The sequence below is a fragment of the Acidimicrobiales bacterium genome (assembly GCA_035531755.1).
Taxonomy (GTDB): domain Bacteria; phylum Actinomycetota; class Acidimicrobiia; order Acidimicrobiales; family UBA8190; genus DATKSK01.
Map to the genome: position 1 here is coordinate 43,025 of DATKSK010000028.1, position 26,847 is coordinate 69,871.

At 73.8% G+C, this 26,847-nt stretch carries 22 protein-coding genes; 16 read left to right on the forward strand and 6 right to left on the reverse strand.

Features of this window, described 5'->3' with window-relative positions; all coding sequences use genetic code 11:
* Positions 1-49: 49 nt before the first annotated feature.
* A complete protein-coding gene (locus tag VMV22_05745; protein HUY21824.1) occupies positions 50-1,711 on the forward strand; it encodes a SulP family inorganic anion transporter in 1,662 nt (553 codons plus the stop codon).
* Between the two features lie 65 nt (positions 1,712-1,776).
* Here VMV22_05745 and VMV22_05750 read toward each other — a convergent pair whose 3' ends face one another.
* Both VMV22_05750 and VMV22_05755 read right to left on the reverse strand, forming a co-directional pair.
* Positions 1,777-2,397: a GNAT family protein gene (locus VMV22_05750; protein HUY21825.1), complete on the reverse strand. Its 621-nt coding sequence runs from the start codon at positions 2,395-2,397 to the stop codon at positions 1,777-1,779.
* Between the two features lie 11 nt (positions 2,398-2,408).
* The gene (locus VMV22_05755; protein HUY21826.1) at positions 2,409-5,087 is read right to left on the reverse strand and encodes a TIM-barrel domain-containing protein; all 2,679 of its coding nucleotides are present in this window, start codon (positions 5,085-5,087) and stop codon (positions 2,409-2,411) included.
* A 155-nt stretch (positions 5,088-5,242) separates the two neighbouring features.
* Here VMV22_05755 and VMV22_05760 point away from each other — a divergent pair, with 155 nt between their 5' ends.
* From VMV22_05760 to VMV22_05775, 4 genes are all read left to right on the forward strand, one after another.
* Complete coding sequence (locus VMV22_05760; GenBank protein HUY21827.1) at positions 5,243-6,211, forward strand: nitronate monooxygenase; 969 nt, start codon at positions 5,243-5,245, stop codon at positions 6,209-6,211.
* A 243-nt stretch (positions 6,212-6,454) separates the two neighbouring features.
* Positions 6,455-7,444: an alpha/beta fold hydrolase gene (locus VMV22_05765; GenBank protein ID HUY21828.1), complete on the forward strand. Its 990-nt coding sequence runs from the start codon at positions 6,455-6,457 to the stop codon at positions 7,442-7,444.
* A 163-nt stretch (positions 7,445-7,607) separates the two neighbouring features.
* Positions 7,608-8,861, forward strand: a complete 1,254-nt coding sequence (locus tag VMV22_05770) for an acyl-CoA dehydrogenase family protein (protein HUY21829.1) — start codon at positions 7,608-7,610, stop codon at positions 8,859-8,861.
* Positions 8,858-9,553 (forward strand): PaaI family thioesterase, encoded by a 696-nt coding sequence (locus VMV22_05775; protein HUY21830.1) that lies wholly within the window; start codon positions 8,858-8,860, stop codon positions 9,551-9,553. Before VMV22_05770 ends, VMV22_05775 begins: the two co-directional genes overlap by 4 nt.
* Positions 9,554-9,621: 68 nt before the next feature.
* Here the strand turns inward: VMV22_05775 and VMV22_05780 are convergent, their stop codons facing one another.
* The 4 genes from VMV22_05780 to VMV22_05795 form a co-directional block, all read right to left on the reverse strand.
* Positions 9,622-9,870: a hypothetical protein gene (locus tag VMV22_05780; GenBank protein HUY21831.1), complete on the reverse strand. Its 249-nt coding sequence runs from the start codon at positions 9,868-9,870 to the stop codon at positions 9,622-9,624.
* Complete coding sequence (locus VMV22_05785; GenBank protein ID HUY21832.1) at positions 9,870-14,189, reverse strand: ATP-binding cassette domain-containing protein; 4,320 nt, start codon at positions 14,187-14,189, stop codon at positions 9,870-9,872. Before VMV22_05785 ends, VMV22_05780 begins: the two co-directional genes overlap by 1 nt.
* Complete coding sequence (locus VMV22_05790) at positions 14,186-15,781, reverse strand: hypothetical protein (protein ID HUY21833.1); 1,596 nt, start codon at positions 15,779-15,781, stop codon at positions 14,186-14,188. Before VMV22_05790 ends, VMV22_05785 begins: the two co-directional genes overlap by 4 nt.
* Positions 15,782-16,005: 224 nt before the next feature.
* Positions 16,006-17,490, reverse strand: coding sequence for a family 1 glycosylhydrolase (locus VMV22_05795; GenBank protein ID HUY21834.1), 1,485 nt, complete (start codon positions 17,488-17,490; stop codon positions 16,006-16,008).
* A 33-nt stretch (positions 17,491-17,523) separates the two neighbouring features.
* On the opposite strand from VMV22_05795, the gene VMV22_05800 reads away from it, so the two are divergent.
* The 11 genes from VMV22_05800 to ctaD all read left to right on the forward strand — a co-directional run bounded on the left by VMV22_05800 (position 17,524) and on the right by ctaD (position 26,845).
* On the forward strand, positions 17,524-18,489 hold the full coding sequence (locus tag VMV22_05800) for a hypothetical protein (GenBank protein HUY21835.1): 966 nt from the start codon (positions 17,524-17,526) through the stop codon (positions 18,487-18,489).
* An 81-nt stretch (positions 18,490-18,570) separates the two neighbouring features.
* Positions 18,571-18,804: a hypothetical protein gene (locus VMV22_05805; GenBank protein ID HUY21836.1), complete on the forward strand. Its 234-nt coding sequence runs from the start codon at positions 18,571-18,573 to the stop codon at positions 18,802-18,804.
* Positions 18,759-19,082, forward strand: a complete 324-nt coding sequence (locus VMV22_05810) for a hypothetical protein (protein HUY21837.1) — start codon at positions 18,759-18,761, stop codon at positions 19,080-19,082. Before VMV22_05805 ends, VMV22_05810 begins: the two co-directional genes overlap by 46 nt.
* Positions 19,083-19,093: 11 nt before the next feature.
* Positions 19,094-20,575, forward strand: a complete 1,482-nt coding sequence (locus VMV22_05815; GenBank protein HUY21838.1) for a hypothetical protein — start codon at positions 19,094-19,096, stop codon at positions 20,573-20,575.
* Positions 20,576-20,659: 84 nt separating this feature from the next.
* Positions 20,660-21,430: a crotonase/enoyl-CoA hydratase family protein gene (locus VMV22_05820; protein HUY21839.1), complete on the forward strand. Its 771-nt coding sequence runs from the start codon at positions 20,660-20,662 to the stop codon at positions 21,428-21,430.
* A gap of 4 nt (positions 21,431-21,434) precedes the next feature.
* Positions 21,435-21,845: a hypothetical protein gene (locus VMV22_05825; GenBank protein ID HUY21840.1), complete on the forward strand. Its 411-nt coding sequence runs from the start codon at positions 21,435-21,437 to the stop codon at positions 21,843-21,845.
* A gap of 121 nt (positions 21,846-21,966) precedes the next feature.
* Entirely contained in the window at positions 21,967-22,245 is a 279-nt protein-coding gene (locus VMV22_05830; GenBank protein HUY21841.1) for a twin-arginine translocase TatA/TatE family subunit, read from the forward strand.
* Between the two features lie 259 nt (positions 22,246-22,504).
* Positions 22,505-22,786 carry a hypothetical protein gene (locus VMV22_05835; protein ID HUY21842.1) on the forward strand — a complete coding sequence of 94 codons (282 nt, stop codon included), beginning with the start codon at positions 22,505-22,507 and terminating at the stop codon, positions 22,784-22,786.
* Positions 22,787-22,890: 104 nt separating this feature from the next.
* Positions 22,891-24,186, forward strand: coding sequence for an alkyl sulfatase dimerization domain-containing protein (locus VMV22_05840; GenBank protein ID HUY21843.1), 1,296 nt, complete (start codon positions 22,891-22,893; stop codon positions 24,184-24,186).
* Positions 24,187-24,239: 53 nt separating this feature from the next.
* Positions 24,240-25,112, forward strand: coding sequence for a cytochrome c oxidase subunit II (locus tag VMV22_05845; protein ID HUY21844.1), 873 nt, complete (start codon positions 24,240-24,242; stop codon positions 25,110-25,112).
* Positions 25,109-26,845 (forward strand): cytochrome c oxidase subunit I, encoded by a 1,737-nt coding sequence (gene ctaD / locus VMV22_05850; protein HUY21845.1) that lies wholly within the window; start codon positions 25,109-25,111, stop codon positions 26,843-26,845. The genes VMV22_05845 and ctaD overlap by 4 nt, the downstream gene beginning before the upstream one ends.
* Positions 26,846-26,847: the final 2 nt, after the last annotated feature.

Consider the following 26,847-nt stretch of genomic DNA (forward strand, 5'->3'; position numbering starts at 1 on the left):
GCCCGAGGAGGCGGCCGGCGCCGGAAACCGGGCCGCAGCGTCGCACCCGATGGTCCCGGTGCTCGGGTGGGTCCACGGCTACCGGCGCCGATGGCTCGGGCCCGACCTGTTGGCGTGCGTCACGCTCCTCGTCATCGCCGTGCCCGAGCAGCTGGCCACCTCCCGCCTGGCGGGGATGCCCCCCATCACCGGCCTGTACGTCTTCGTCGCCGGCACGGTGGCCTTCGCCGCGCTGGGCTCCAACCCGCAGCTGTCGGTGGGCGCCGACTCCACCATCGCACCGCTGTTCGCGACGGGTGTCGCCCATCTGGCGCCCGCCAGCTCGGCGCAGTACGTCGACCTCGTTGCGCTGCTGGCCGTCATGGTGGGCGTGATCGTGGTGCTGGTCGGGCTGCTGCGGATGGGATGGATCGCCGACTTCCTGTCGGCGCCGATCATCACCGGCTTCCTCGCCGGCGTCGCCGTCATCATCGTGGTGCACCAGCTCCCCGACCTTCTCGGGCTGCAGGGAGCCTCCGGATCCACCGTGCACCGCCTGGCCGATGTCGCCCGGGATCTCGGCCACGCCAACGGTTGGGCGTTCTCCATCGGCGTGGCGGTCTTCGCCGTGGTCGTGGCGGCCGAGCGTGTCGACCGCAAGCTCCCCGGCGCGCTGATCGGCATGGTGGGCTCGACCCTCGTCGTGGCGGCCGCCGGGCTGCGCGACCGCGGCGTGCCCGTGCTCGGCACGGTGGCGCACGGGGCCCCGCACCTGGGCCTGCCCGGGGCCTCCTGGACGTCGGTCGGCCGCCTGTTGCCGCTCGCCGGCGTCGTGGCGCTCGTGGTGCTGAGCCAGACGGCCGCCACCACGCGCGCCTTCGCCGACGAGGGTGGCTACGACGTCGACCTGAACCGCGACTTCCTCGGCGTCGGCGCCGGTGGCGTGCTGTCGGGGCTCGCCGGTGCCTTCGCCGCCGACGCCAGTCCCGCCCGCACCGCGGCGGTGGCCTCCGCCGGGGGCAAGACCCAGCTCGCCGGGCTGGTCGCCGCGGCCGGCGTCGTCCTGCTCGTGCCGGCGGCCGGCCTGCTCACCGACGTCCCCCTGGCCACGCTCGCCGCCATCCTCGTCTACATCGCCACCCGCATCTTCCACGTCCGCGAGCTGGCGTCGGTGATGCGCTTCGACCTGTGGGAGTTCGGTCTGACGATCCTCACCCTGCTCACCGTCGCCTTCGTCGGCGTCGAGCAGGGCATCGGTGTGGCCGTGGTGCTCGCCATCCTCGACCGCACCCGGCGGTCGGCCCGTCCCCGGGCCTACGTGCTCGGCAAGATCCCCGGGACCACGAGCTGGGAGCCGCTGGCCCACCACCACCGGCCCGTCCAGGTCCCCGGCGTGGTGGTGGTGCAGTTCGTGGCCCCGCTGTACTACGCCAACGCCGACCAATTCCGCACGCTCGTCCACAAGGCGCTGGCCGAGGCACCCACGCCGCCCCGGGCCCTGGTCCTCGACGCCGACGCCATGGGCGACATCGACTACACGGGCGCCCGCACACTGCGGACGCTGCTCGACGAGTTCGCGCGCCAACACATCGCCGTGGGCGTCGCCCGCACCCTGGCCGTCGCTCCCCGCAACCTCGTCCGCAGCGGGCTGCTCGACCGCATCGGGCGGGACCACATCTTCGACACCATCGACGAGGCCGTCACCGCGCTCGGGCCGGGCACGAGCGCCTGACCCCTCCGCCGCGCCGCCGGGGCGGCGTGTCGGCGTGTCGGACCGGGGTGGTCCCTCGACTCGATCTACGGGCCGCCGGTCCCCCTCGGATGGCCGGCCTCCCATTCGCGGCGGTGGACGACCCAGACCAGGCGCGTCCCGGTCTCCCCGGGTGCCTCGGGCTCGTGGTCGACGCGCGCCGCCAACCGGTAGCCGAGGCGGCGTGGCACGGCTGCACTGGCCACGTTGGCCTCGTCGCAGTGGATCTCCATGCGCTCGATCCCGCGCAGGGCGAAGCCCGCCGCCGTGAGGGCGGCGGCGGCCGCCGCCGCGATCCCCCGGCGGGTGTGGTCGACGTGCACCCAGTACCCGATCTCCAGGGCGCTGCGGCCGATGCGCCGGTGCAGTCCGATGCCGCCCACCAGCCGGCCGTCGGGAAGGAACATGCCGTAGCCGTAGTCGCTGCCCGGCGTCCAGGCGCTGGCCGGGCCGAGCAGGCGCTCGCGTTGCGCCTCGAGCGACGTCCCCTCCGGTGTGGCCCAGGGCATCCAGGGGCGGAGGTGGTCCAGGCTCTCGACGGCGGCGGCCGACACCGTCGGGGCGTCGTCGGCGGTGAGGCGCGCCAGGACGAGGCCGTCGAGTTCGATGCGCTCCGGGGGCACGGTGGGGCGCGTCCCGGCGGCCCGGCGGCGCGGCCGCAGTCGCACGGGGCGCCGCCTCAAGCCCGACGCGTCGGTGCGGGCCGCAGGCCCTCCACCGTCAGCTGCGCGAACGGCGCGCACTCGACGACGCCCCCCGACACCGGCACGTCGACGCCGTCGGCGGTGGCACGCTCGGCCACGAGCCCGTGCAGCACCACCCGCACCGACGGGGGCGGCGGGAAGTCCCCGTCGCGGTCCCACGTCCATGTCGCGGTGCCGCCCGGCACGGCTCCCTCCACCCGCACGAGGTCGCGTCGCACCGGCCCGTCACCGTCACCGGCGTCGTCGACGCACGTACCCTCGGCGCACCCGTCATCGTCCAACCAGGCGTGGAACGCCAGATGGACCGGGGCGTGGTCGAGCGCCAGGCCAGGCCGCCCCGGACGCGACGGCGCGTCCCCTCCCGAGGCGTCGGGGGGTGGTGCGCCCGAGGTGGCGCCCCCGGTGGCGCCGTCGCCGTCGAGGGTGCAGGGCCCGCCGGGCTCCGCCCACCCGTCGTCGAGCGGGACCACCGCCCCGGCGCGGGCCAGCAGGGGCATCCGCTCGAGTGGTGCCGCGAACTCGCCGCCCTCCTGTTCGTCGCCCCAGATGCTGGTGAAGCCCCCGGCCGGCAGCGCAACGGCGCGGCGCCGTGCACCGGGCTCGGTGACGGGCGCCACCAGGAGCGCGTCGCCGAGCAGGAAGGCGCCGTCGGCGTCGAGGGCGGCGTCACCGGCGGCGTCACCGGCGGCGTCACCGGCGGCGTCGGCGCCGTTGGCGACCCGGGCGCCGGGCAGGGGCCACCACACCGGGCGCAGCAGCGGGGCACCCTCCGCCGACGCCCGGTGCGCCAACGTGTAGAGGTAGGGCAGGAGCCGGTACCGGAACCTGATCCAGCCGGCGACGATGCCGCGCGTGTGCTCGTCGAAGCACCACGGCTCGCGCGGGGGCACGCCGATCACCGAGTGCGTCCGGCAGTAGGGCATGAGGACGCTCATCTGGAGCCAACGCAGGTACAGCTCGTCGTCGGGGATCCCGCTGAAGCCGCCGATGTCCGAGCCCGAGTAGGGCACGCCCGACAGCCCCAGCCCCACGACGGTGGCGATCTGCTGGCGCATCGACTCCCAGCTGGTGGCGGCGTCCGCCGTCCAGTTCCACGCCCAGCGCTGCATACCCGCCCACCCCGAGCGCGACACCACGAAGGGCCGGCGCTCGGGGCACGCCTGGCGCAGGCCCTCGTACCCGGCCCGGTTCATGAGCAGGCCGTACAGGTTGTGCGCCTCCCCGTGGTCCCCGCCCCGACCGTCGAAATGATGGCGCGTCGGGGTCGGCAGCGTGGGATCGCCGAGCAGAGCGATGGAGGTGGGCTCGTTCATGTCGTGCCAGACACCCGCCACGCCGGCGTCGGTGAGACGGCGGTACTTGGCCGCCCACCACGTCCGCGTGGCGGGGTCGGTGAAGTCGGGGTAGGCGCTGCGCCCGGGCCAAACCACGCCCTCGGCGATGTGCCCCTGCTCGTCGGTGCAGAAGCGGTGCTGGTCGCGCCCTTCGCGGTACACGTCGTACTCGGGGTCCACCTTCACGCCGGGGTCGACGATGGTCACGACGCGCACGCCGCCGTCGGCGGCATCGCGGGCCAGGCCGGCGAGGTCGGGGAACCGCTCGGCGTCCACGGTGAAGACGCGGAACCCGCGCATGTAGTCGATGTCGAGGTGCACGGCACTGAGGGGGACGCCGAGGTTCGCGAACCCGTCGGTGACGGCACGCACGTCGGCGTCGCACCGGTAGCCCCACCGGCTCTGGTGGTACCCGAGCGCCCACCGCGGCGGCAGCGCGGGGCGACCCGTCAGCTCGCTGTAGCGGTCGAGGAGGTGCGGCACCGGGCCCGCCACCAGGTAACGCCGCAGCGTCCCTCCCGCGAACCGCACTGTCGCCGTGCCCGGCACGTCCGCGGCGGCGTCGCCGAAGTCGAAGGCGGCCTCGGTGGAGTTCTCGTAGAAGGCGAGCAGGTCTCCCTGCGGGTGCGTCGACACCAGCACGGGGACGCCGAGGTAGAGAGGGCTCTCCCCCGGGCCCCACGAGCCGCCGGGGTCCCGGTTCCACAGCCGGCGCGTACCCCCGCGCAGGTCGACCCCGGCCGCCTGCTCACCCAGGCCGCACATGCGCTCGCCGGCACGGACGGAGAACGACTGCTCCCACGCGGCCCCGCGTCGCGACGGCGCCGACTCGCTGCGCAGCAGGGCCCCATCGGCGTGGGCCGTGCGCAAGGCCCCGTCGGGCGACACCGTGACCTCGAGCGCCTCGCTGCGCATGACCCAGGGGCCCTCGGCGCGCATGGCGTCGATGGGATGGGCCTGGATGTCGGGGACGGGCCACGGAGCCTCGGCGGCGATGGCATAGGGGACGGGCGCGGGGCCCGGCCCCCACGACACGCGCACCACCTCCGCCGCCAGGAAGGCCACCTCCAGCTGGGCCCGCTCGAAGTGGAACAGCGCCGTGCCCGGGCGTGGGTTCCACACCTCCACGCGCTGCAGACGGCCCGGCGACATCGGCGCCGCGTCGGGCCGGCGGGTGTCGCGGCGGGGGGCGCGCAGCTGCCGGCGAGCCGAGTTGGCGATGATCAGGGCGACGGTGTGGGGACCCAGACGGCGCACGGTGTGGGCGGCGACCCGCGCCTGGGTCAGGGTGCGGCGCATCGTCGTCCGGGGGCGGGGCACAGCAGGCGAGGCTACGTTGCTGCCCGGTGGCGCGCCGGAAGGGCGCCTTCTTAGACTGATCCGCCAGTCAACACCCGTCCGTCAGGCAACACCCGTCCGTCAGGCAACACGGCCGGATCGACGAGCTCGCGGCCGCGGCCGCGCCGGAGGATGTCATGCAGACCCGACTCACCCGCCTGCTCGAGATCGAGCACCCCGTGATGCTCGCCGGCATGGGCGGCGTGTCCTACCACCGCCTGGTGGCGGCGGTGTCCGCCGCCGGGGGGTTCGGGTGCCTGGGCGCCTCCACCATGTCGACAGACGCCATGGTCGAGGAGATCGCCGCGGTGCGCGCCCTCACCGACAAGCCCTTCGGCGTCGACCTGCTGACGGCCATGCCCGGCGACATGGTGGCGCAGGTCGAGAAGATCATCGAGGGTGGTGCCGCGGTCTTCGTGGCCGGCCTGGGCGTCCCGGTCGAAGTGGTGGAGCTGTGCCACCGCCACGGGGTGCTCGTCGTCAACATGTGCGGGAAGGTCGATCACGCTCGGCGCGCCGTCGACGCCGGGTGCGACATCGTGGTCGCCCAGGGCACCGAAGCGGGCGGCCACACCGGGCAGGTGGCCACCATGCCGCTCGTCCCCCAGGTCGTGGACGCCGTCGGTGACCGGGTCCCGGTGGTGGCGGCCGGTGGCATCGTCGACGGCCGGGGGCTGGCGGCCGCCCTGGCGCTCGGTGCCGACGGCGTGTGGGTGGGAACGCGCTTCATCGCCACCCCCGAGGCCCGCTCGGTGGCCGGCTACAAAGAGGCCCTCCTGCGCACCGCCGAGGACGGCACCACCATCAGCCGCGCCTACTCGGGCAAGACCATGCGGGTCGTGCGCAACGCCTACACCGCCTACTTCGACGAGCACCCCGCCGAGCTGGAGCGCTTCCCCGCGCAACTCGGCAAGTCGATCAACGACAAGGCCTTCCACCTCGGGGGCGACGCCGACACGCCCGAGGTGGACCCCGAGCGGGAGTGCTACCCGACCGGCCAGGGCGTCGGCGCCATCGCCGCGCTCGTGCCGGCGGCCGAGCTCGTGCACCGGTTCGTGGCCGAGGCCGAGCAGGCGCTGGAGCGGGCCCGCGCCGTGACGGCGTGACCGCGTCCAGGCGTCGAACGTTCGAGCCCCCACGCCCCAGGGTCCGGCGCGTGACGTTCCGTGTCGAATGGACCACAGAACGCGGGTAGTGACGCGTCCTGCGGTAGCGTCATGGTCGTCATGCACGCTGCCGTGCTGCCTTCACGAGGGGACCAGGCCGGGGGGGACGGGGCCGGGGGGGACGGGGCCGGGGATGCCCACACCCCCCGACGGCCCGCGGTCGCGCCGCGGCGCCCCGTGCGCATGATCCCCCACAAGCTCGTCGTGGACGGCCGGCGGATGCGCTACGCCATATCGGACAACCACCGCGCCCACGGCCCGGAGGGCGCCCGCAGCGAGCCGGTGTGGGCCGTCAACCTCCACGGGTACTTCGCCGGCGGCGGCATGTACTGGCGCGAGAGCGGCAACCTCGCCCAGGCCCTGGGGTGGCGCGTGCTCAACCCCAGCCTTCCGGGGTTCGCGGGCAGCGACCCGCTCCCGTGGGAGCGCGTCACCATCGCCGAGATCGCCGACCAGGTCGTGCACCTCCTCGACCACGTCGGGGCGGAGCGGGCCGTCCTGCTCGGGCACTCCATGGGCGGCGCCGTCGCCGTGCAACTCGCCGACGCCCATCCCGAGCGCGTGCTCGGCATCGTGTACCGCGACGGCGCCGCCACGCCGGAGTGGAAGCACCGGCACGGCGTCCTGGTGAAGCTGCTCTCCCCCGTCCTGCCCGACATGGCCGGTGTCGCCGACCTGCTCGTGGCGGCCGTCCTCGACACCCCCGACCTGTTCATCGGGCGCCGGTTGGCGTCCACCCTGCGCGGGCTGTGGCCCGACGCCCGTCGGAACATCCGCTCGATGGGGCGCACCCTGCCGGTGGCGTCGATGCTCATGGCGATCGACCTGCGCACCGAGGTGGGGCGGGTCGTCGACGCGGGCATCCCCATCCTCCCGGTCTGGGGCTGCTTCGACCGGATCGTGAGCCCGGAGACGGCCCGGGAGTTCGCCGAGCTCACCGGCATCGGCGTCGTGTGGGTGCCCGGCGGCCACTCCTGGATGCTGCCCCGGCCCCAGGGCCAGGCCGACGTCCTGCGCCATCTGCCTCGCGGCCGGGCCTTCGTCGCCGACGTCGCCGCCCGTCGCCGGCGATTGCTCGCCGGCGACGCCTCCGATCACCCGGGCCCCTCCGCCGACCCCGGGTCACCCGTTCACCCGGGCGACTCCTGGCCGGCCATCCACATCGTCCGCTGACAGTGACCGGCCGGTCCTTACCGCGGCATCGGCCCGGCTCGCCCCATGCGCGCGCGACCCCTCCGGGGCCGCCGGCGGCCTCCCCTACACTGACGCCCAGCTGTCGCTGATCGACACGTCAGTTCGGCGACTCCCGCCCGGCGACCCAGGGAGGCACGAGCCGATGCGCTGGAAGATCGAGGACACGCCCGAGCAGGAGGCGTTCCGCCGGGAGTTCCACTCGTGGTTGCGGGACAACCTTCCCGCCGGGTGGACCGAGGCGGCCGCCGCCGGCGACGACCGGGCCCTCGAGGCGCTGAAGGCGGACAGCGGGTTCAACCCCTTCACGTGGCAGGGCACGATCGGGCGGAGCCCCTATGCCGCGCCCCTGTGGCCCCAGGAGTACGGGGGGCTGTCGGGCGAGGCGTGGATGCAGCAGGTCATCCGGTCCGAGCTCGTGCGGTACCGGCTCCCCACGGTGTCGATCAACCTGCTCGGCGTGGGCCTCGCCGGGCCGACTCTGATCGAGCACGGGACCGACGCGCAGAAGGAGCGCTACCTGCGCAAGATCCTGTCGGGCGAGGAGATCTGGTGTCAGCTCTTCAGCGAGCCGGGCTCGGGGTCCGACCTGGCGTCGCTGTCGACGCGGGCGGTGCGCGACGGCGACGAGTGGGTCGTGAACGGCCAGAAGGTGTGGACGACGATCGCCCAATTCGCCGCCTTCGGCATGCTGCTCGCCCGCACCGATCCCGACGTGCCCAAGCACGAGGGGCTGAGCTACTTCATCCTGGACATGAAGACCCCCGGCGTGGAGGTCCGCCCCCTCAGGCAGCTGACCGGCTCCTCGGAGTTCAACGAGGTGTTCCTGTCCGAGGTGCGTGTCCCCGACGCCAACCGCGTGGGCGCCGTCGGCGACGGCTGGCGCTGCGCCCGCACCACGCTCATGAACGAGCGGGTGGCGCTGGCCGGCATCTCGCTCGACCCCGTGTCGTTCACCGGGGGCGTGCGTCGCGACCCGTGGCAGGCGTACCTCGACGGGATCCCGGACCGCACCGACCCGCTCGTGCGCCAGCACCTGGCGCAGTTCTACATCGAGTCCGAGGTGAAGGAGATCACCGCCTTCCGCGCCAATTCGGCGCGCCTGCGCGGCCAGCAACCGGGCCCCGAGGGTGCGGTGAACAAGGTCTTCAACGCCGAGTACAACCAGCGGCGCTCGAGCTTCGCCGTCAACGCCAACGGCGTCGCGGCCACGGCGTGGCTGCCTGACGACACCGCGTCGCAGGCCCGCGCCCAGACCTTCCTGCGGGCGCGGGCGAACACCATCGAGGGTGGGACGTCGGAGGTCCTGCGCAACCAGATGGCGGAGCGGATCCTCGGGCTGCCGCGTGACGTCGAGGTGGACAAGGACGTCGCCTGGGCCGCCGTGAAGCGCAGTTGACCGCCCTCGGGGAGCCGACGGGGCACGAACGCGCCGACGAGCCCAGGGCTGACGAGCCCAGGGCCGAGGACGGGCCCGCGTCGCCGGCGCGCATGGAGACGGCGGCGGCGTTGCGGCGGTTGGGCCACGCCATCGTGGCCCACGAGGTCGACGACGACACCTTCCACCGCATGACGGCGGAGGTCCGTGCGCTCCTCGCCGTGGTCGACGCCATGGCGCCGAGGCACCGGACACCGCTCGACGTGACACACCGGGTGTTCGTCGTTCCCCCGCCTGACGGCGCATCGCGGTCTCACTTCCCGGACTGCATCGTGACCGGCCAGGCGAACCCGATGGGCATGGCGGCGGACATCGTGCGCGACGGTGACGAGGCCGTGCTGCGCACGACCCTGGGGCCCGCCTTCGAAGGCGCGCCGGGTCGCGCCCACGGCGGGGCGGTCGCCGCGCTCTTCGACGAGGTGATGGGTTTCGTGCTGTCGATCCAGGCCACGCCGGCGTACACCGGGCGGCTGACGGTGACCTACCGGGCGGCGACCCCGCTCGACCAGGAGCTCGAGCTGAGGGCCAAGCTGCACTCGCGCCACGGCCGCAAGCTCAGGATCGAAGCGCACGCCCGCCAGGGAGAGACGCTCCTCGCCGAGGCCGACGGCCTGTTCGTGGCGGTCGACCCCGAGCGCTTCGCCGCCGGCTGAGACCGCCGGAGAGGTGACCGAGAGCCGCACCGAGCAGGCCCGGAGCCCGCCCCGCCGGTCGCAGCGCCTCAGCGAGCAGGCGACGTGGAAGTGCCGGCGTCGGCGACGGTGCTCGTCGTGGCTGTGGCGGTGCTCCCGGTGCCGGCCGACGGGAAGTGGACCGGCGGTCGGAGGGCCGGTGCCGGGCTGCTCGTGCGGAGCGTGGGGGCCAGGTTGAGCAGGGCGACGACGCCGGCGACCACCACCGCCGACGGTAGGTAGCGCCGGACGAGGACGAACGCTCCCACGACCGGCCCGCGCCGCCGCGTGCCGGCCATCACCCCACCCCCCGGGTCGCCAGCGCGTGCGCGGGCTCGGTGGCGGCGCGCCCGCCGAGCAACTCCTCGGAGCCGAGGTAGGCGGCCACCACCGCGGGGTCGTCGAGGACGTCGGCCGTGCCCCCTTCGGCGATGACCTCCCCGACGTGCATGCAGGCGATGCGGTCGGCGATGGAGGTCACCAGGGGGACGTCGTGCTCGATCACCACGAAGGACGCGCCCGTCTGGTCGCGCAGGGCCAGGAGCATCTCACCCAGCGCCTCGGACTCGCGCTGCGCGATCCCGGCGCTGGGCTCGTCGAGCAACAGCACCTCGGGCTCGTGGGCGAAGACAGCCGCCAGCTCGAGCACCCGGCGGGTCCCCGAGCTCAGCTCCGACACGGCGTGCTCCCGGAACCGGTCCAGCCCGAACAGCACCACGATGCGGTCGACCTGGCCGTCCACCTCGACCTCGGACCTGATGGCGGCCGCCAGCCGCAGGGCACCCGCCACGGGGTCGCGCACCGGCACGTGACGCTCGAGCGACGTCCTGAGCACGTCGGCGACCGTCATGGCGGGGAACAGCCTGGCGTCCTGGAACACGCGCCCCAGACCGCGCGCCGCTCGCCGCGCCGGCGACAGCCTCGTGACGTCACGGCCGTGGAGGCGGACGCGGCCGGCGTCGGGGACGACGAACCCCGAGCACACGTCGAACAGCGTCGTCTTGCCGGCGCCGTTGGACCCGATCACGCCCACGATCTCGCCCGGCATGACCCGGAGGCTCACGTCGGTGAGGGCGGCGACGCCGCCGTACTGCTTCGTGGCGCCGACCACCTCGAGGGCGGGAACCGGTTCGATTCCGCAGATCGCCCGAGCCGGGTGCGCGCCCGGCGACCAGGACCGCGACACAGTGGCCGCCGGCCCGCCGGCCCCATCGGGGACGGCCGCCAACCGGTCGACACCGTCGGGTGCAGCCGTCAACCCGTCGGGGAGTGCGGCCGGCCTGTCCGCACCGTCCGGGACGGCGATCAGTCCGTCCCCGGCATCGGAGGTCCCTGCCATCGACGACTCGAACGCGTCGGGGACCGCCGTCATGGCGCGGCGAAGATCGGCGGCGGACACCGGGTCGGGCGCGGACACCGGGTCGGGCGCGGCCACCGGGTCGGGCACGGCCACCATGCCCGTCGTCCCGTCGTCGACGCCCGGCGCCGGGGCGGGATCGGGCACGTCGGGTCGAGCGAACGGTAGGAGGCCTCCGCCGAGGATGACCGCCACGTCGTCGGGCGTGAGGACCGTCGGCGGCGCGCTCGGAACCGCCGCCGCCCGGACGGCGACGGGCGGCTCCCGGTGCTTGGCCCGGACGGCGGCGTGCATGAACACCGAGCGCAGCAGGTCGGGCTGGTGCGCCAGCTCGGGCGTCGGACCGCTGAAGCGCAGCCTGCCGCGCTCCATGAAGACGGCGCGGTCGGAGATCGACGCCGCCAGGTTGACGGACTGCTCGACGATCACGACGGTGACCCCGCTCTCGGCCAGGTCGCGCACTACCTGCACGAGATCGCCCACGACCGTCGGGGCCAGCCCGAGCGACAGCTCGTCGATGAGCAGCAGGCGCGGCCGGCACAGCAGCGCCTGGGCGAGCGCGAGCATCTGCTGCTCGCCTCCCGACAGCAACCCGGCCCGCTGGCGACCGCGATCGGCGAGGCGGGGGAAGATCTCGAGGATCCGGTCGGTGGCCGCCCGGGCGAAGGCCTCGTCGTGGTGGTTGCGCCGGGCCAGCCACGCTCCCATGCGCAGGTTCTCGCCGACGGTCAGCGACGGGAAGACGCCGCGTCCGCCGAGCACGGTGACGATGCCGGCCTCGACGCGCCGTCGTGGGCTCCAGGAGCTGATGTCGGTCCCGAGGTACCGCACCGACCCGGCGGCCGGGCGGATCAGGCCGGCGGCGACCTTGAGGGCCGTGGTCTTGCCGGCGCCGTTGGTGCCGAGCAGCGCGACCACCTCCCCCTGGGCCACACCCAGGTGCACGCTCCGCAGCGCCGGGACCCGGCCGTAACGGGCGTCGACGTGCGCCATGGCGAACATCGACCTGCGGCCGTCGGGGGGGCGGGCGTCGACCGGGGCGCCGTCGAGGCTCGGCGCCTGCCAGTGGACCTCGAGGTCCTCGAGTGCCGCCAGGCGAAGGGCGGCGGTGTGCACGGGCACCCCGGATCCCGGGCGGGCGTCGTCCCACGACGCATCGGCGGCGGCACCGGGCGCAGCCGCCCGGTCGGGCACGGGACCGACGGCACCGCCGCCGGCGGTGCCGTGTCGGGCGGCCCGACGACCGGCCCCCGGGGGGTCGGTGCCGGCGCGCCGGGCGAGCACCGAGAGCGCGGCATCGCGCAGCCGGAACACGATGCCGCCGAGGCCCTCGGGCCACACCATGAGCACGACGAGCAGTCCCGCACCCGACACCACCAGCTGCCACACGTCGGGGAGGAAGCTCGCCGAGCCCCGGATGTAGAGCGCACCCAGCACGCCGCCGGTCAACGACCCCAGGCCGCCGATGACGGCCATGGCGAACACGCTCACGGACTCGTCGGGGGGGAACCCCGCCGGGGCCTGGGGGATGCCCTGCTGCGCCACCACGAGCAACGATCCTGCGACGCCCGCCAGGGCGCCGGCGATGGCGAATGCCATGAGTCGCGACTTGAGCGCGCTTATGCCGTAGGCGGACGCACCACGGGGGCTCTCGCGCACCGCCACGATGACGCGCCCGGCCCACCCCCGGCGCAGGTTCCACGCCAGCGCCACGGCCAGCACGAGGAAGAGGAGACAGAACTCGTACAGCGTGTAGGGCGAGTGCAGGTCGAAGCGCCCGAAGAGCACGGGCTGCGAGACCGACGACGGGGTGAGCCAGGGCACATACGCCGACGACAACAGGAACGAGGACGCCACCACGGCGAAGGCGAGGGTGGCGACGGCGAGGTACAGGCCCTGGATGCGCAGGGCCGGGATGCCGACGACGCAGGCGACGACGGCGCCCGCCGCCGAGGCCGCCACCATGGCCACGAGCAGGTCGAGGTGCACGTGGACGACGAGGGCGCCGGTGACGGCGGCCCCGATGCCGACCAGCGCGTACTGCCCCAGGCTGATCTGGCCCGCCCAGCCGGCGAGCACGACGAGCGACACCGCGATGATCCCGTAGATGGGGACGTAGGTCAGCGTGCTCAGCCGGGGGGCGGGCAGCTGGAGGGGGATCACGACGGCGGCGGCGGCCACGGCGACGAGGCCGACCGCCCTGGCGGCCTTCACGGCGCGCAGCGCACTGAGCGCGGGCGCGATGCGCGGGATCTCGCGCAGGGCCACGAAGCCACCGAAGGCATTGCCGTCGGGTCGGCGGGTCACCCGCCGCTGCAGGAGCAGTGCGGCCAGGATGAGGACGAAGGCGATGACGTCGGTATAGGGGGCCTGGTGGTAGCTCCACGAGCTCGCCTGGCTGACGATCGCCAGGACCACCGCCCACAGCACGGTCAGGGGCAGCGACTCCATGCCCGCCAGGACGGCGGCCGCCAACGGCGTGAGGAGCGTGGCGGGCCCCGAGGCGACCCCGACGTTCTGCCCGAGGATGGGGGCCGACAGGATGGCGCCGACACCGGACAGGCCCGCGGCCACCATCCACGTGATGGTGCTCAGCCGCCGGACGGGTATCCCGAGGAGCACGGCCCGTTCGGCGGAGTCGGCGGCGGCGCGGATGGCGGTGCCGGTGTCGGTGCGCTGGAAGAACCAGTACAGCGCACCGAGCGCCACGGGCACGACGCTGAGCGCCAGCAGGTCGTCGCCCGAGAAGGTGAACGGGCTCACGCGGAAGTGGAAGGAGAACGGCGTCGTGAAGGTGGTCGTCGAGTGCGAGGGCTTGAGCTGGCGCGGCAGCTCCACCTGCGCCGCCCCCAGGAGCTGCGCCAGCCCGATGGTGGCGACCGTGAAGATCATCCGCGGGGCGTCGGTGAATCGGCGGGCGACGACGACGTCGACGAGCCACCCCGTCGCCACCGCCCCCGCCAACCCCACGGGGACCGCCACGTAATACGACCAGTGCTCGCCGGTGACGAGGACGATGGCCAGGGACGCCGCCAGGCCGCCGATGGCGGTCTGGGCGAAGTTGATGATGCGCGTCGACCGGTAGACGAGGACGAGGCCCATGGCCACGAGGCCCTGCAGACCGCCGAGCACCAGGCCGCGGAGGAGCACCCCGGCGGGGAGATGGCTGGGCAGGAAGCGGTCGGCCACGACGTAGGCGCCGACGATGGCGGCGGCGCCGATCGTCCATGCGCCGATCCGGCCGCGCCCCGCACCGCTCATGACGGGCACGTCGGCTGTGTGTGGGGCGGGACGCCGCTGGCGCGGCTGCTCGGCGCGTCCCCGCCGCCGGACGGAGCGGCGAACCGGAAGACCTTGCCCCTGTCACAGGGCACGAAGGCGCCGAGCTGTCCGTCCTGGCGGCTCGTGGCCGTCGGGCTCCAGCGCAGGAGCTGGTAGTCCGACGCCGGGTCGACGCTGCCGGGACCGAACGACCACCCGCCGAGCTGGCCCCCGGGGGCCGAGGGGGCGAGCGAGGCGGTGTCCGCCATGGCGGCGTGCAGCGTCCGGGGGGTCAGATCGGGCCCCGCCGCCTGCAGGAGGTCGAAGAAGTACAGCATCGAGCCGTAGACGAAGGGGTACGACGGGAGCAGGCCGTCCTGCGAGCCGCCGTTCCCGAGCTCATAGGCCCTCACGGCCTCCTGGTCGGCGTGCGCCACCGTCGCCGTGCCGGTGGCCAGGATGCCGGCGGCCTCGTCGGCCGCGCCCGACTTGGTGACCTCGTTGCGCACGAAGGTGTCCTGGTTGTCGCTGTTGCCGGCGAAATAGGACTGGAACACCCACTCGGGGCGGTACCCGTCGGCATGGGCCGCCTGGAGCAGGAACACGGGTGTCACCGGGTCGCACGAGGAGCAGATGATCGTGGTCACACCGTGGGACCGCAGCTGGGCGACGGCGTCGGCCGAGGACTGCACGAGGGTGGCCGGGTCGAAGGTGAACCCGACGTCGACCGCCGAGGGGTGGTGCGCGGCGGTGAGCGCAGCCTCGACCTCCTGGGCGCACACCGTGGCCGTGGAGTTGTCCGGGTAGACGATCCCGTACACCCGGTCCTTGGCCCGCAGGTCGGCCTCGCCGGCGAACACGGCGGGGCGCTCGGACATGCCCGTGCCGAGCAGGTCGCCCAGCGCCGACGCGCCCTTGGTGCAGTTCGGCCCCGTCGTGTACTGGTACGGGGACGCCTGCCGGTACCACGACGCGTCCTGGAGGTACAGCCCGAACGACGCCACGCCGCGCGCCTGGAGCGCGCCGGTGTAGATCACGCTCGAGTCCACGAGCGACATGTCGGCGAACCCGTGGATGGCGGACGACACGGTGAGGGCGTCGGCCTGGGCCTCGGCCATGCCCGACCCGGTGTCCTCGGTGATGAAGTTCCCCTGGCCGTTGTAGGTGCGCAGCACCACCTTGCGCCCGTAGAGCTCGAAGTAGTGGTTGAACGTGTTCACGTAGGCCTGCATCGTGTGCACCGCTTCGTCGTTGGTGCCCACGGTCGCCGGCGGGATGAGGGCGTACAGCTCCTGGAGCTCGTTGGTCGCCGCCAGCCGGTAGACGAGCGTGATGGTCTTCGACGTCACCCCGTTGGAGGTGGCGCCCCCGTTGTCGCCGTGCCACGCCGGCTCGCACACCGGGGCGTAGGCCGACCACGGCACCTGGCGCACGCCCGGACCGCAGGAGATGCCGCCGACGGTCGTGCCGGGCGTGCCCGGCGCGGCCGGCGCGGTGATGCGCGACGCCACGCCGGTGGACGAGGCGGTGGCCGAGATCTTGGGCGACAAGAGCAGCAACAAGGCCAACCCGGCAATGAGGCCGACGGTCACTGCATGGCGCCGGGCCAACGCGGTCGACCGACGCCCGTGCTGTCGCGGCCTGTGACCGCTCACGTCCCCGCCATGTGTGGCATCGGCCCCGGTGTGTGTCGCATCGCCCCGGTCTCGGCTCGGCCCGGCGCCCGACCCTCGGTCGGCCCGCCCCCACGACCTCCGGGACGCCGGCTGGCGCTCAAGATAGTGCGGAAGGCCCCCGCGACCCGGGATGTCGGGGGCTACCGGGGCCCGGCCAGCACGGTGCGGTCCCCGGCCCGCAGGCCCTGGATGATCCGCCGGTAGGCACCCGCGGCGTCGAACCCCATGGCGTCGGTGGCGAGCACCCGGATGCCCCGCTCGCGGTCGACCCCGTGGATCCCGAAGCGCGGCTCGTAGCTGCCCCACTCGTAGTTGTCCACGAGCGACCAGTGGTAATAGGCGCCCACCGGCATGCCGGCGTCGATCGCCGCCACCAGCGCCTCGAGGTTGCGCTGGAGAAAGCGGACACGGTCCCACCCGTCGAGGCGCGGGAAGCTCCGGCCCCGCCGCACCCGGTTGCACAGGCCGTTCTCCACGATCCACAGGCCGAGGCCCGGCACCAGGTTGGCGCCCGAGTACTCGACCAGGCCGGCAGGGTGGATACGGTCGTCCCACAGATCGTTCCCCGGCTGCCACGAGCGCCCGCCCGCCGTCCGGTGGCCGGGCAGCCGGGCGTGGTGCGCGACCACGGGGTCGTAGTAGTCGATGCCGACCACGTCCAGCGTGCGCTCGTGCGGGCTCGCCCACAGGGCGTCGAGCGCGCTCGAGAGCCCACCGCCTCGCTCCCACACCGCCGCCATCAGCCGCCGCAGGGCGCGCTCGAGGGCCCCGGCCGGCGCCACCGCCGCGTACCAGTCCGACCGGCGCTCGCCGAGCCAGCGGTGCAGGCCGTCCCTCGTCACACCCGTGCTGCGGGCCAGGAGCACGTCGACGAGCATCCGATCGATCTCGTACAGGCTGATCGACACGTTGTTCGTCGTCACGACGGCCTCGGGCTGGATGCGGTGGACGACCTCGTATCCCTTGACGTGGGCCGCCAGCAGGTGGTCGAAGGCCGTGGCCATGTCGACGAACGCCCCGGTGCGCCCCGGGGGGAAGAGCCCGAGCACGTAGGAACCGAGCCCGACGACGTTGATCTCGTTCAGGGTCACCCAGGTCTTGCAGCGTGACGCCAGACGGGAGACGGCGGTCTCCACCCACCGGGCGTACCGGTCCGGCGAGTCGCCCGACAGCCAGAAGTCCTCGCCCAGCCATGCCGGATGGGTGAAATGGTGCAGCGTGACCAACGGCTCCATGCCGCGCTGGCGGCAGGCGTCGAGAATGGCGGCGTAGTGGTCGAGCGCGCCGTCGTCGACCTCCCCGGGACGGGCTTCGACGCGCGCCCACTCGACGCCCAGACGAAATGCGTCGCACCCGAGAGCGAGCGCCCGGTCCAGGTGCTCCTCGTACCGGTTCCAGAAGTCGACGGCGACGCCCGAGGGCTCCACGCGCCCGGCGCGCTCCCAGCGCACCCAGTTGTTGGCGGGCTCGCCCGGGCCGTTGAACCCGCCTTCGATCTGGAAGCCCGACGTGGCCACACCGAACCGGAACCCGTCGGGGAGGACGGCGCCCCCGGCCCGGCCCGGCGCGTCCGTCGGGGCCCCGGCGGACGAATGGGGGTCGTGCGCGTGCACGGCGCTCAGCATGGCACGGCGGTGAGGGCGAACGTAGGGTGACGCATGGGTCGTCGGCCGTCCGACGCGCTGGCCCGCCGGTGGGACGGCCGGCCGGCGCGCCTCGAGGTCTGGTACGCCACGCTGTCGGACCCCGGCTCCGGCCTCGGGTGCTGGATCCACCACGAGCACGTCGCCCCCGTGGCCGGGGCGCCCTTCGCCCACGGGTGGACGGCGGTGTTCCGCCCGGGCACCGACCCCGTGCTGGAACGGTTCGGGCCCGGGCCGGTCCGGACCGGTGGACCCGACGGCGCCCTCTCGGCGGCGGGCGGCGCCGTGCTGGACCCCCCGCGGCTCCACGGCGCCGCGGGCCGGTGCCGTTGGGACCTGCGATGGGAGGAGACCGGGCCCGAGGGCGGCACCCCGCCGACGTTGTTCACGTTCCCGGCATGGGCGTGGGACCGCGACGTCCTCCCTGCCGCACAGGTCGTGCCCGCGCCCAGCACACCGTTCGCCGGGTCGATCCGGGTGGACGACGAGGAGATCGCCCTGTCGCCCGGAGCCCGCGGCGGCGTCTCCCACATCTACGGCCACGGGAACGCTCAGCGGTGGGGTTGGCTGCACGCCGATCTCGGCGCCGGCGACGTGCTCGAGATCGTCAGCGCGGTGAGCCGGAGGCCGGGAATGCGCCGCCTGCCCCCGCTCGCCTTCGTCCAGCTGCGGCTCGGCGGCCGTGACTGGCCGCGGGACCCGCTGGCGGCGGCCCCGTTGTTCCACACCGAGCTCGGGCTGCCCTCGTGGCGGGTGCGGGGCACCGTGGGGAGGTGGCGCCTGCGCGTGGAGGTGACCATCCCGAGCGCCGACGCCGTGCGGGTCGGCTACGTCGACCCCGACGGCGCCGGCGCCACGTGCACCAACAGCGAGCGCGCCGACGCGGACATCGTCCTCGAACGCCGGCGCGCCGTCTGGGAGGTGGCGGCGCGCTGGTCCCTGCGCGCCGGCGCGCACGCGGAGATCGGCACGCGGCCGTGACCACGGTCGGCGCGTGGGGCCGGTCGATCGAGCGCCCGTCGGGCCCAGTCGACTGACGAATCGGTTTGCTAGCCTGCCGCGATGGCGGGCGCTCCTCCGGTGACGACGACGGCAACCCGCCCGCGGCGCGCCCTGCGGCGCGCCATGAGCGATCAGGAGAAGCAGGAGCGCCACGACGACATCCTGGCCGCCGCCAAGAGGATGTTCGCCCGCATGGGCTACCACTCCACGACGATCGCCGATCACCCGACGCGCCGGTGCGCGCCGCGGTGCGGACGACGTTCGAGTTCTTCGGGTCCGACCCGGCCCTCGTGAAGCTCCTCTTCCGCGACGCCTACGCACTGGGCGACCGGTTCGAGAAGCACCTCTTCGGGATCTTCGAGCGCTTCATCACCGACATCGACAAGATCGTGCAGGACGCCCAGCAGCGCGGCCTGGGCGTGGCGGGACCCCCGCGCCTGGTCGCCTTCTCGGTGGCCAGCCTCGTCGGCCAGATCGCCCACCGCCGGCTGGTCACCGACGACGGGATGTCGGCCGCGGCCGCCGCCGACTTCGTGGTGCCGTTCCTGCTCGACGGGCTCCTGCCCCGCTGAGGACGTCAGCCGTGGCGCTCGACGAGACCAGGATCCCGGTCGTGCTCGCGTCGGGACAGTCGATCGAGCGCGCCGCCACGGTGACGGCCCTCGACCTGGCGGTGCGCGCCGCCGACGAGGCGCTCGACGTCGCTCCCCGCCTCCGGGCGAGCGTCCAGCAGGTCTCGATGGTGAACATCCTCTCGCCGGTGGGAGCCGCGCCGGCGGCGGCGCTCGCCGCCCGGACGGGGCTGTCACCGCAGCGGACCGAGGTCACGACGGTCGGGGGCAACTCCCCGCAGTGGCTGGTCAACCGGGCCGCCGCCGCCATCGCCGCGGGCGAGCTCGAGAGCGCTCTCGTCGTGGGGGCCGAGGCGCAGCGTTCGGCCCGGGCCGGCAACGCCGCGCCCGGCGTGCCCGCGGGCCAGCCCACCGGCGCCGGCGATCCCGGTGCCGACCCCGTCGTCGGCGACGACCGCCCCGGGGTGGGCGACGCCGAGCTCGCCGTCGGGCTGGTCGCCCCGGTGCACGTGTACGCCCTGTTCGAGAGCGTCATCGCCCGGCGCGCCGGGCGGACGGCGGCGGAGCACCGGCGGGTGCTCGGGGCGCTGATGGCCCCGTTCTCCGCCGTGGCCGCCACGCACCCGCAGGCGTGGTTCCCCGTGGCGCGCACCGCCGCCGAGCTCGCCGAGGTCCACCCCGACAACCGTCTCGTGACGGAGCCGTACCCGAAGCGGATGTGCGCGGTCCTCGCCGTCGACCAGGGGGCCGCCGTGCTGGTGACGTCGCTGGCGCTGGCGCGCGCCTGTGGTGTGGCGGACCGGGCGGTCTTCTGCTGGTCGGGGGCGCAGGCCACCGACGTGTGGTTCCCGTCGGCGCGGCCCGACCCCGGCACGTCCCCCGGCATCCGGGCCGCCGCCACCGCCGCGCTCGGCGCCGCCGGGCTCGGCGTCGACGACATCGGCGCCTTCGACCTCTACTCGTGCTTTCCGTCCGCGGTCCACATGGCCGTCGAGGCGCTCGCCATCGCCCCCGACGACCCCCGCGGCCTCACCGTCACCGGCGGGCTGCCCTACTTCGGGGGGCCCGGCAACAACTACGCGCTCCACGCCATCGCCACGCTGGCGGACCGCCTGCGCGGGCGGGACGGCACCGCGCTGGTGAGCGCCATGGGCTGGTACGCCACCAAGCACGCCGTCGGCGTGTACGGCGCGGCGCCGCCGGGACAGGGCTGGCGCCGGGGGGACACGACCGACCGGCAGCGGGCCATCGACGCCTCGGCCGTCGAGGTGGCCACCGACGCCGGCGGGCGGGCCGTCGTGGTGGCCTCGACCGTGGCCTACGGCCGCGACGGAGCGGTGACCGCGGCCCCGGTGATCGCCCGCCTCGACGACGGCCGGCACGTGGCCGCCGCGGCCGCAGCCGGGGAGCTCCCCGCGCTGGCCGGGCGCAACCTCGTGGGCGAGCCCGTGGTCGTGGCGGGCACGCCGCCGCGGTACCGCACGGCGGGCTGAGGGCCCGGCGCTCCCGGCCGGGGCCGGGTGGCGGCTCCGGGCGACGCGCGGCCAGACTCGGGCGGACCGAGGGAAGGAGCACCCATGCCCGCAGTCGAACGCGAGCGCCGAGGACACGTCGAGATCCTCACCATCAACAGGCCCGAGGCGCGCAACGCCATCAACGGCGAGGTCAGCACGGCCATGGCCGCCGCGCTCGACGAGCTCGAGGCCGACGACGAGTGCGCGGTCGTGGTCCTGACCGGGTCGGGTGACAAGGCGTTCTCGGCCGGGATGGACCTGAAGGCCTTCGCCTCGGGCGAAGGGGCCTCGATCATGGGCGGCTCAGGGGGCTTCGCCGGGATCACCCAGCGCGACTTCCCGAAGCCCATCATCGCCGCCGTCAACGGCGCCGCCCTGGCGGGCGGGTGCGAGATCATGCTGTCGTGCGACCTCGTGGTGGCCGCCGACCACGCCACCTTCGGCATTCCCGAGGCCAAGCGGGGGCTCGTGGCCGGCGCGGGCGGCCTGATCCGCCTCCCGAAGCGGCTCCCCGTGGCCGTCGCCCTCGAGCTCGCCCTCACCGGCGACTCCATCGACGCCGAGCGGGCGCTGGCCCTCGGCCTGATCAACCGGGTCGTCCCCGCGGCGCGGCTCATGGAGGAGACCCTGGCGCTGGCGGCGGTCATCGCCGAGAACGCCCCCCTCGCCGTGCGCTGGTCCAAGCGCGTCATGGTGCGCGCCGCGGGCGTGTCCGAGGAGGAGGGGTGGAAGCTCAACGCCGAGGCGGTGGCAGCCGTGTTCTCCTCCGCCGACGCCATGGAGGGGCCCGTCGCCTTCGCCGAGAAGCGCAAGCCCAACTGGCAGGGCAGGTAGGCCCGTGCCGGCCACGCTCGCGCCCGCCCTCGACGGGCTGCGCCTGTCGGTCCACGTCCTGGCGGCCTCGGTCTGGGTGGGCGGCCAGATCACGATGGTCGGCCTGCTGCCGGCGGCGCGGGGCCTCGGAGAGGGGGCACCCCGGGCCCTGGCCCGGGCATTCGGCCGCGTGCAGTGGCCCGCCTACGGCCTCCTGGTCGTGACGGGCCTGTGGAACGTCTCGTCCGACCACGCCGGCCAGTCCCACACGTGGCAGGCCGTGCTGGGCGTGAAGATCACCGTCGTGGTCCTCGCCGGTCTGGCGGCCTACCTCCACGCCCGGGCCACCACCCGCCGGGGGCTCGCCGTGTGGGGGGCGATCGCCTCCCTCTCCTCGCTCGGCGCCCTGGTCCTGGGGGTCTTCCTGGCCGGCTGAGGGCACCGCGCCGGGCCGGGCCCGAGGGCGGGCCCGGTGTCGCCGGCGGCCGGGAAGGGTCTAACCTCGGGAGCACGACGATCCCGCTCCCCGAGCGGCCTGTCAGAGAAACGAGATGCCCATGGTGGGAATCATCGAGAGCGAGTGGGGGATCATCATCATCGTGGCGGTGGTGGTGCTCGTCTTCGGCGGGAGCCAGCTCCCCAAGCTGGCCAGGTCGCTGGGGTCGGCCCAGTCCGAGTTCAAGAAGGGCCTGGCCGAGGGCAAGGGCGACAGCCCCAAGCCCACCGACAGCAAGGCCACCGACAGCAAGGCCACCGCCACAGACAGCAAGGTCACCGGCACGGACAGCAAGGCCACCGCCACCGACGGCGACGGGCCCAGCGCCACCTCGGGGTAGCCCTCCCATCGGCCCCGGCTCACCGGGCAGGGGCCCCGACGGGGCCGCGCCGCCTCGTCGCCCCGTCCCTTTCGTCGCCCACCAGCTGCTGGAGTACCTCCTGGCCGGCGTCCTGGCCGGGCTCTCCGTCCACACCCGGCACGGCGCCCTGCTCCTGGCGGGCGCGGGCGCCTTCGCCGTCCTGGCCGTGACGGCCCCGGGACCCCTGGGCCTGGCCCGTGTGTGCAGCCCCCGGCTCCATGCCGGGCTGGATGTGGCCGTGGCACTCGCCCTCGCCCTGGCGCCCGTGGCCCCCGCCCTCAGACCGGACCTGCCCGGCATCGTGGCGGCAGAGCTGACGGCCGTGGTGTGGATCCGGATGGCAATGCTCACGCGCTACCGCCGGCCGCCCGGCGCGCCGGCCGGCGCCGACCCACCGCGGGGCGGGGGCACCGAGACGCAGGACAGGCTCGCCCACGGTGCCCGGCGGGCCGGGCGCCATGCGGCGCGCCACGTGGGCCGCGTGCAACGGGCCTGGCGCCAGCCGCCCGGCACACCCTGACGCCCCGTCGGGAACGGCCCGGCGGCCCGCCCCGGGGCCTTGGGCCCGGGACCCCGCTGCGCCGTAGGCTCGGCCTCCGGCGCAGCGGACCCGGACGGAGGGCGATGGTCGACGACATCCTCGATCTGGCGGACAAGCTCTGGCGCGGCGAAGTCGACGTCGTCGAGCTCCATCCCGTCGGCGGCTACCTGGGCGGCCTGGCCGAGGTCGACGCCGGCGTCGCCTTCGTCCCCTCGTTCGCCAACGTCTCCGCCATCGCCACCGACGACGGGCTCGTCCTGGTGGACACGGGGTCGAGCTTCGTGGCCGGAGCGGTGCACGACGTGGTACGGGCGTGGTCGCCCCTTCGCCTCAACACGGCCATCTACTCCCACGGTCACATCGACCACGTCTTCGGCGTTCCCGTCTGGGAGCAGGAGGCTACGGCCGAGGGTTGGCCGGCGCCCGTGGTCGTCGCCCACGACGCCGTGCCGGCGCGCTTCGACCGCTACATCGTGACCGCCGGCTACAACGAGATCGTCAACCGGCGGCAGTTCGGCGTGCCGGGCCTGCGGTGGCCCACCGAGTACCGCTACCCCGACCGCACCTACGCCCGCCGGCTGGCGCTCGACGTGGGTGGCACCGCCCTGGAGCTGCACCACGCGCGCGGCGAGACCGACGACCACACCTGGACGTGGCTCCCCGGGCGCCGGGTGCTGTGCTGCGGCGACCTGTTCATCTGGGCGTCGCCCAACGCCGGGAACCCCCAGAAGGTGCAGCGCTATCCGCGGGAGTGGGCCGCCGCCCTCCGGGAGATGGTCGGGCTCGAGCCCGAGGTCCTGCTCCCGGGCCACGGGTTCCCCGTGGTCGGGGCGGGGCGCGTGCGCCAGGCGCTCACCGACACCGCGGACCTGCTCGACTCCCTCGTCGACCAGACGATCGAGCTCATGAACGCCGGGGCCCGCCTCGACGAGGTCCTCCACACCGTGGCCCCCCCGGCGCACCTCGTCGACCGGCCCTACCTGCGGCCCGTCTACGACGAGCCGGAGTTCGTGGTGCGCAACGTCTGGCGCCTCTACGGCGGCTGGTGGGACGGGAACCCGGCGTCGCTCAAGCCCGCGCCCGAGGCCGAGCTGGCGTCCGAGCTCGCCGCCCTGGCCGGCGGGGCGGGGGCCCTGGCCGAGCGGGCGCTGGCCCTGCTCGAGGCGGCCGACCCCGGCCTCGGCGGCGACACGGCCCGGCGCCTGGCCGGGCACCTGGCGGAGCTGGCGGCACTGGCCGCGCCGGGGGACCCCGGGGTCCACCGGGCCCGCGCCGAGGTGTTCACCCGGCTGTCCGAGGCGGCCACGTCCACCATGGCCAAAGGCGTGTTCACCTGGACCGCCCGGGACTCGGCGGGGCGCGCGCGACACGACGGCTGAGAGGCGGCGTTCCAACTACTCCTCGCGGATCGCGGTTGGCTAGTGTCATCGCCGTGAGCCCCCGAGCCGCCGAACCGACGAGCACGATCGCGCCCCGTCGGCGCCGCCGACTCCTCGGAGCGGCCGCGGCCGCAGCCCTCCCCCTCGTGCTCGGCGGCTGCAGCCTCCCCACGTTCTACGGCTACAAGGGATCGACCAAGCAGGCGCACGACGAGTTCCTGCTGTACTCGGGGACGACCATCGCGGCGCTCGTCGTGGGCGTCCTGGTGGCCGCGCTGATCGCGTGGTCGGTGATCCGGTACCGCAAGCGGTCCGACACCATTCCCCGCCAGTTCCAGTACCACATCCCCCTGGAGATCACCTACACCGTCGTCCCCGTGGTCATCGTGCTGATCCTGTTCGGGTTCACCGTGGTGACCGAGAACCGCGTCGACGCCGTGAAGGCCGACCCCGCCACCAAGGTGACCGTCACCGCCTTCCAGTGGGGCTGGCGTTTCGACTACCCCGGCAACGTGTCGGTGACCGGCCTCACCACCGAGGACCCCGACCCGGTCGGGCTCGACGGCGGGCAGTGCGCCCCGGCGGTCGACTGCCTGGGCCCGGGCCTCGTCGTGCCCGCCGGCCGGACCACCCGGATCACCCTGGTCACCAAGGACGTCATCCACGGCTTCTACGTGCCCCAGTTCAACTTCAGCCGCTACGCCCAGCCCGGCGTGACCAACGTCTTCGACCTGACCGTCCAGCATTCGGGCGTCTACCGGGCCCAGTGCACCCAGCTGTGCGGGCTGTACCACTCGCTCATGTTCTTCCACGTGGTGGCCCTGCCCCCCGCCCAGTTCCAGTCCTGGCTCAGCTCGCAGCAGGGGGCCGCCACGGCGGCGTCCGGCTCGTCCTCGTCCACCTCGAACACGAAGGCGGCAGCATGACCGTTCTCGCCGAGCGCCCCGTCGCCCACGAGCACGAGCACGATCACGAGCACCACGAAGGGCCCAGCGGGATCCTGAAGTGGCTCACGAGCACCGATCACAAGCTCATCGGCATGAGCTACATGGTCACGTCGCTGGTGATGTTCTTCCTCGCCGGCATCATGGGGCTGCTCATCCGCACCCAGCTGACGAGCCCCCACAACTCGTTCCTGAGCTTCCAGCAGTTCAACGCGCTGTTCACCATGCACGGCAGCCTGATGCTGTACCTGTTCGCCGGCCCGTTCGCCTTCGGCGGCCTGGCCAACTACATCCTGCCCCTGCAGGTCGGCGCCCCCGACATGGCGTTCCCCCGCTTGAACGCGCTGTCGTACTGGCTGTACCTGGGCGGGTCCGTCACCATGCTGCTCGGCTTCTTGGTCGCCGGCGGGGCCGCGGCGTTCGGCTGGGTGGCCTACGCCCCCCTGTCGTCGGTGGAGTTCGCGCCGGGGTCAGCTCCCGACCTGTGGATCCTCGGCATCGCGTTGACCGGGTTCTCGGCCATCTTCACCGCCGTGAACCTGGTGACCACGACCTTCTATCTGCGGGCGCCGGGCATGACGATGTTCCGGCTCCCCATCTTCACGTGGAACATGTTGGTCACCGCCATCCTCATCCTCATCGCCTTCCCCATCCTCACCGCCGCGATGATCCTGTTGTTCGCCGACCGGCACTTCGGGACGCACTTCTACTCGGTGGCGGGCGGCGGGGTCCCGATCCTCTATCAGAACCTCTTCTGGTTCTTCGGGCATCCGGAGGTCTACATCCTGGCCTTGCCATACTTCGGCATCGTCAGCGACGTCATCCCGGTCTTCTCGCGCAAGCCGCTCTTCGGCTACAAGGGGATGGTCTTCGCCACCATGTCGATCGCGGCGCTGTCCACCGGGGTGTGGGCGCACCACATGTTCACCACCGGCGTCGTCCTCCTGCCGTTCTTCTCGCTGCTCTCCCTGCTCATCGCCGTGCCGACGGGCATAAAGTTCTTCAACTGGATCGGCACCATGTGGCGAGGGCAGCTGGTCTTCTCCACGCCGATGCTGTTCTGCATCGGATTTCTCTTCGCCTTCCTCATGGGTGGTCTGACCGGGGTCATGCTGGCGTCACCGCCTATCGACTTCGCCACCCACGACACCTACTTCGTGGTGGCCCACTTCCACCAGGTGCTCTTCGGCACCGCCGTGTACGGCGGGTTCGCCGGTCTCTACTACTGGTACCCGAAGTTCTTCGGCCGGATGTACCGGGAGTCGCTCGGCAAGATCCACTTCTGGCTCCTCACCGTCGGGTTCTGGGTGACGTTCATGCCCCAGTACGTGCTGGGCCTGCACGGCATGCCGCGACGCGTGGCCTCGTACCCGTCGGGACTGGGCTGGCAGTCGCTCAACGTGGCCTCCACGATCGGCGCCTACATCATCGGTCTGTCGTTCGTGTTCCTGCTCGTGAACCTGTGGGTGTCGTGGCGCAAGCCCGTCCCCGCCGGCGACAACCCCTGGGACGCCCACACCCTGGAGTGGTTCGCCACGTCGCCGCCGGTGCACCACAACTTCGAGCGCCTCCCCGCCATCCGCTCGGAGCGGCCCGTGTGGGACTACCACCATCCCGACGCCCGCACCGAGACGCACCACAACGGGCACGGCCATGTCACCGAGGCCGGTGTCGCCGAGGCCGGTGTCGGCGCGGACGCCGGCGACAAGGCGTAGGG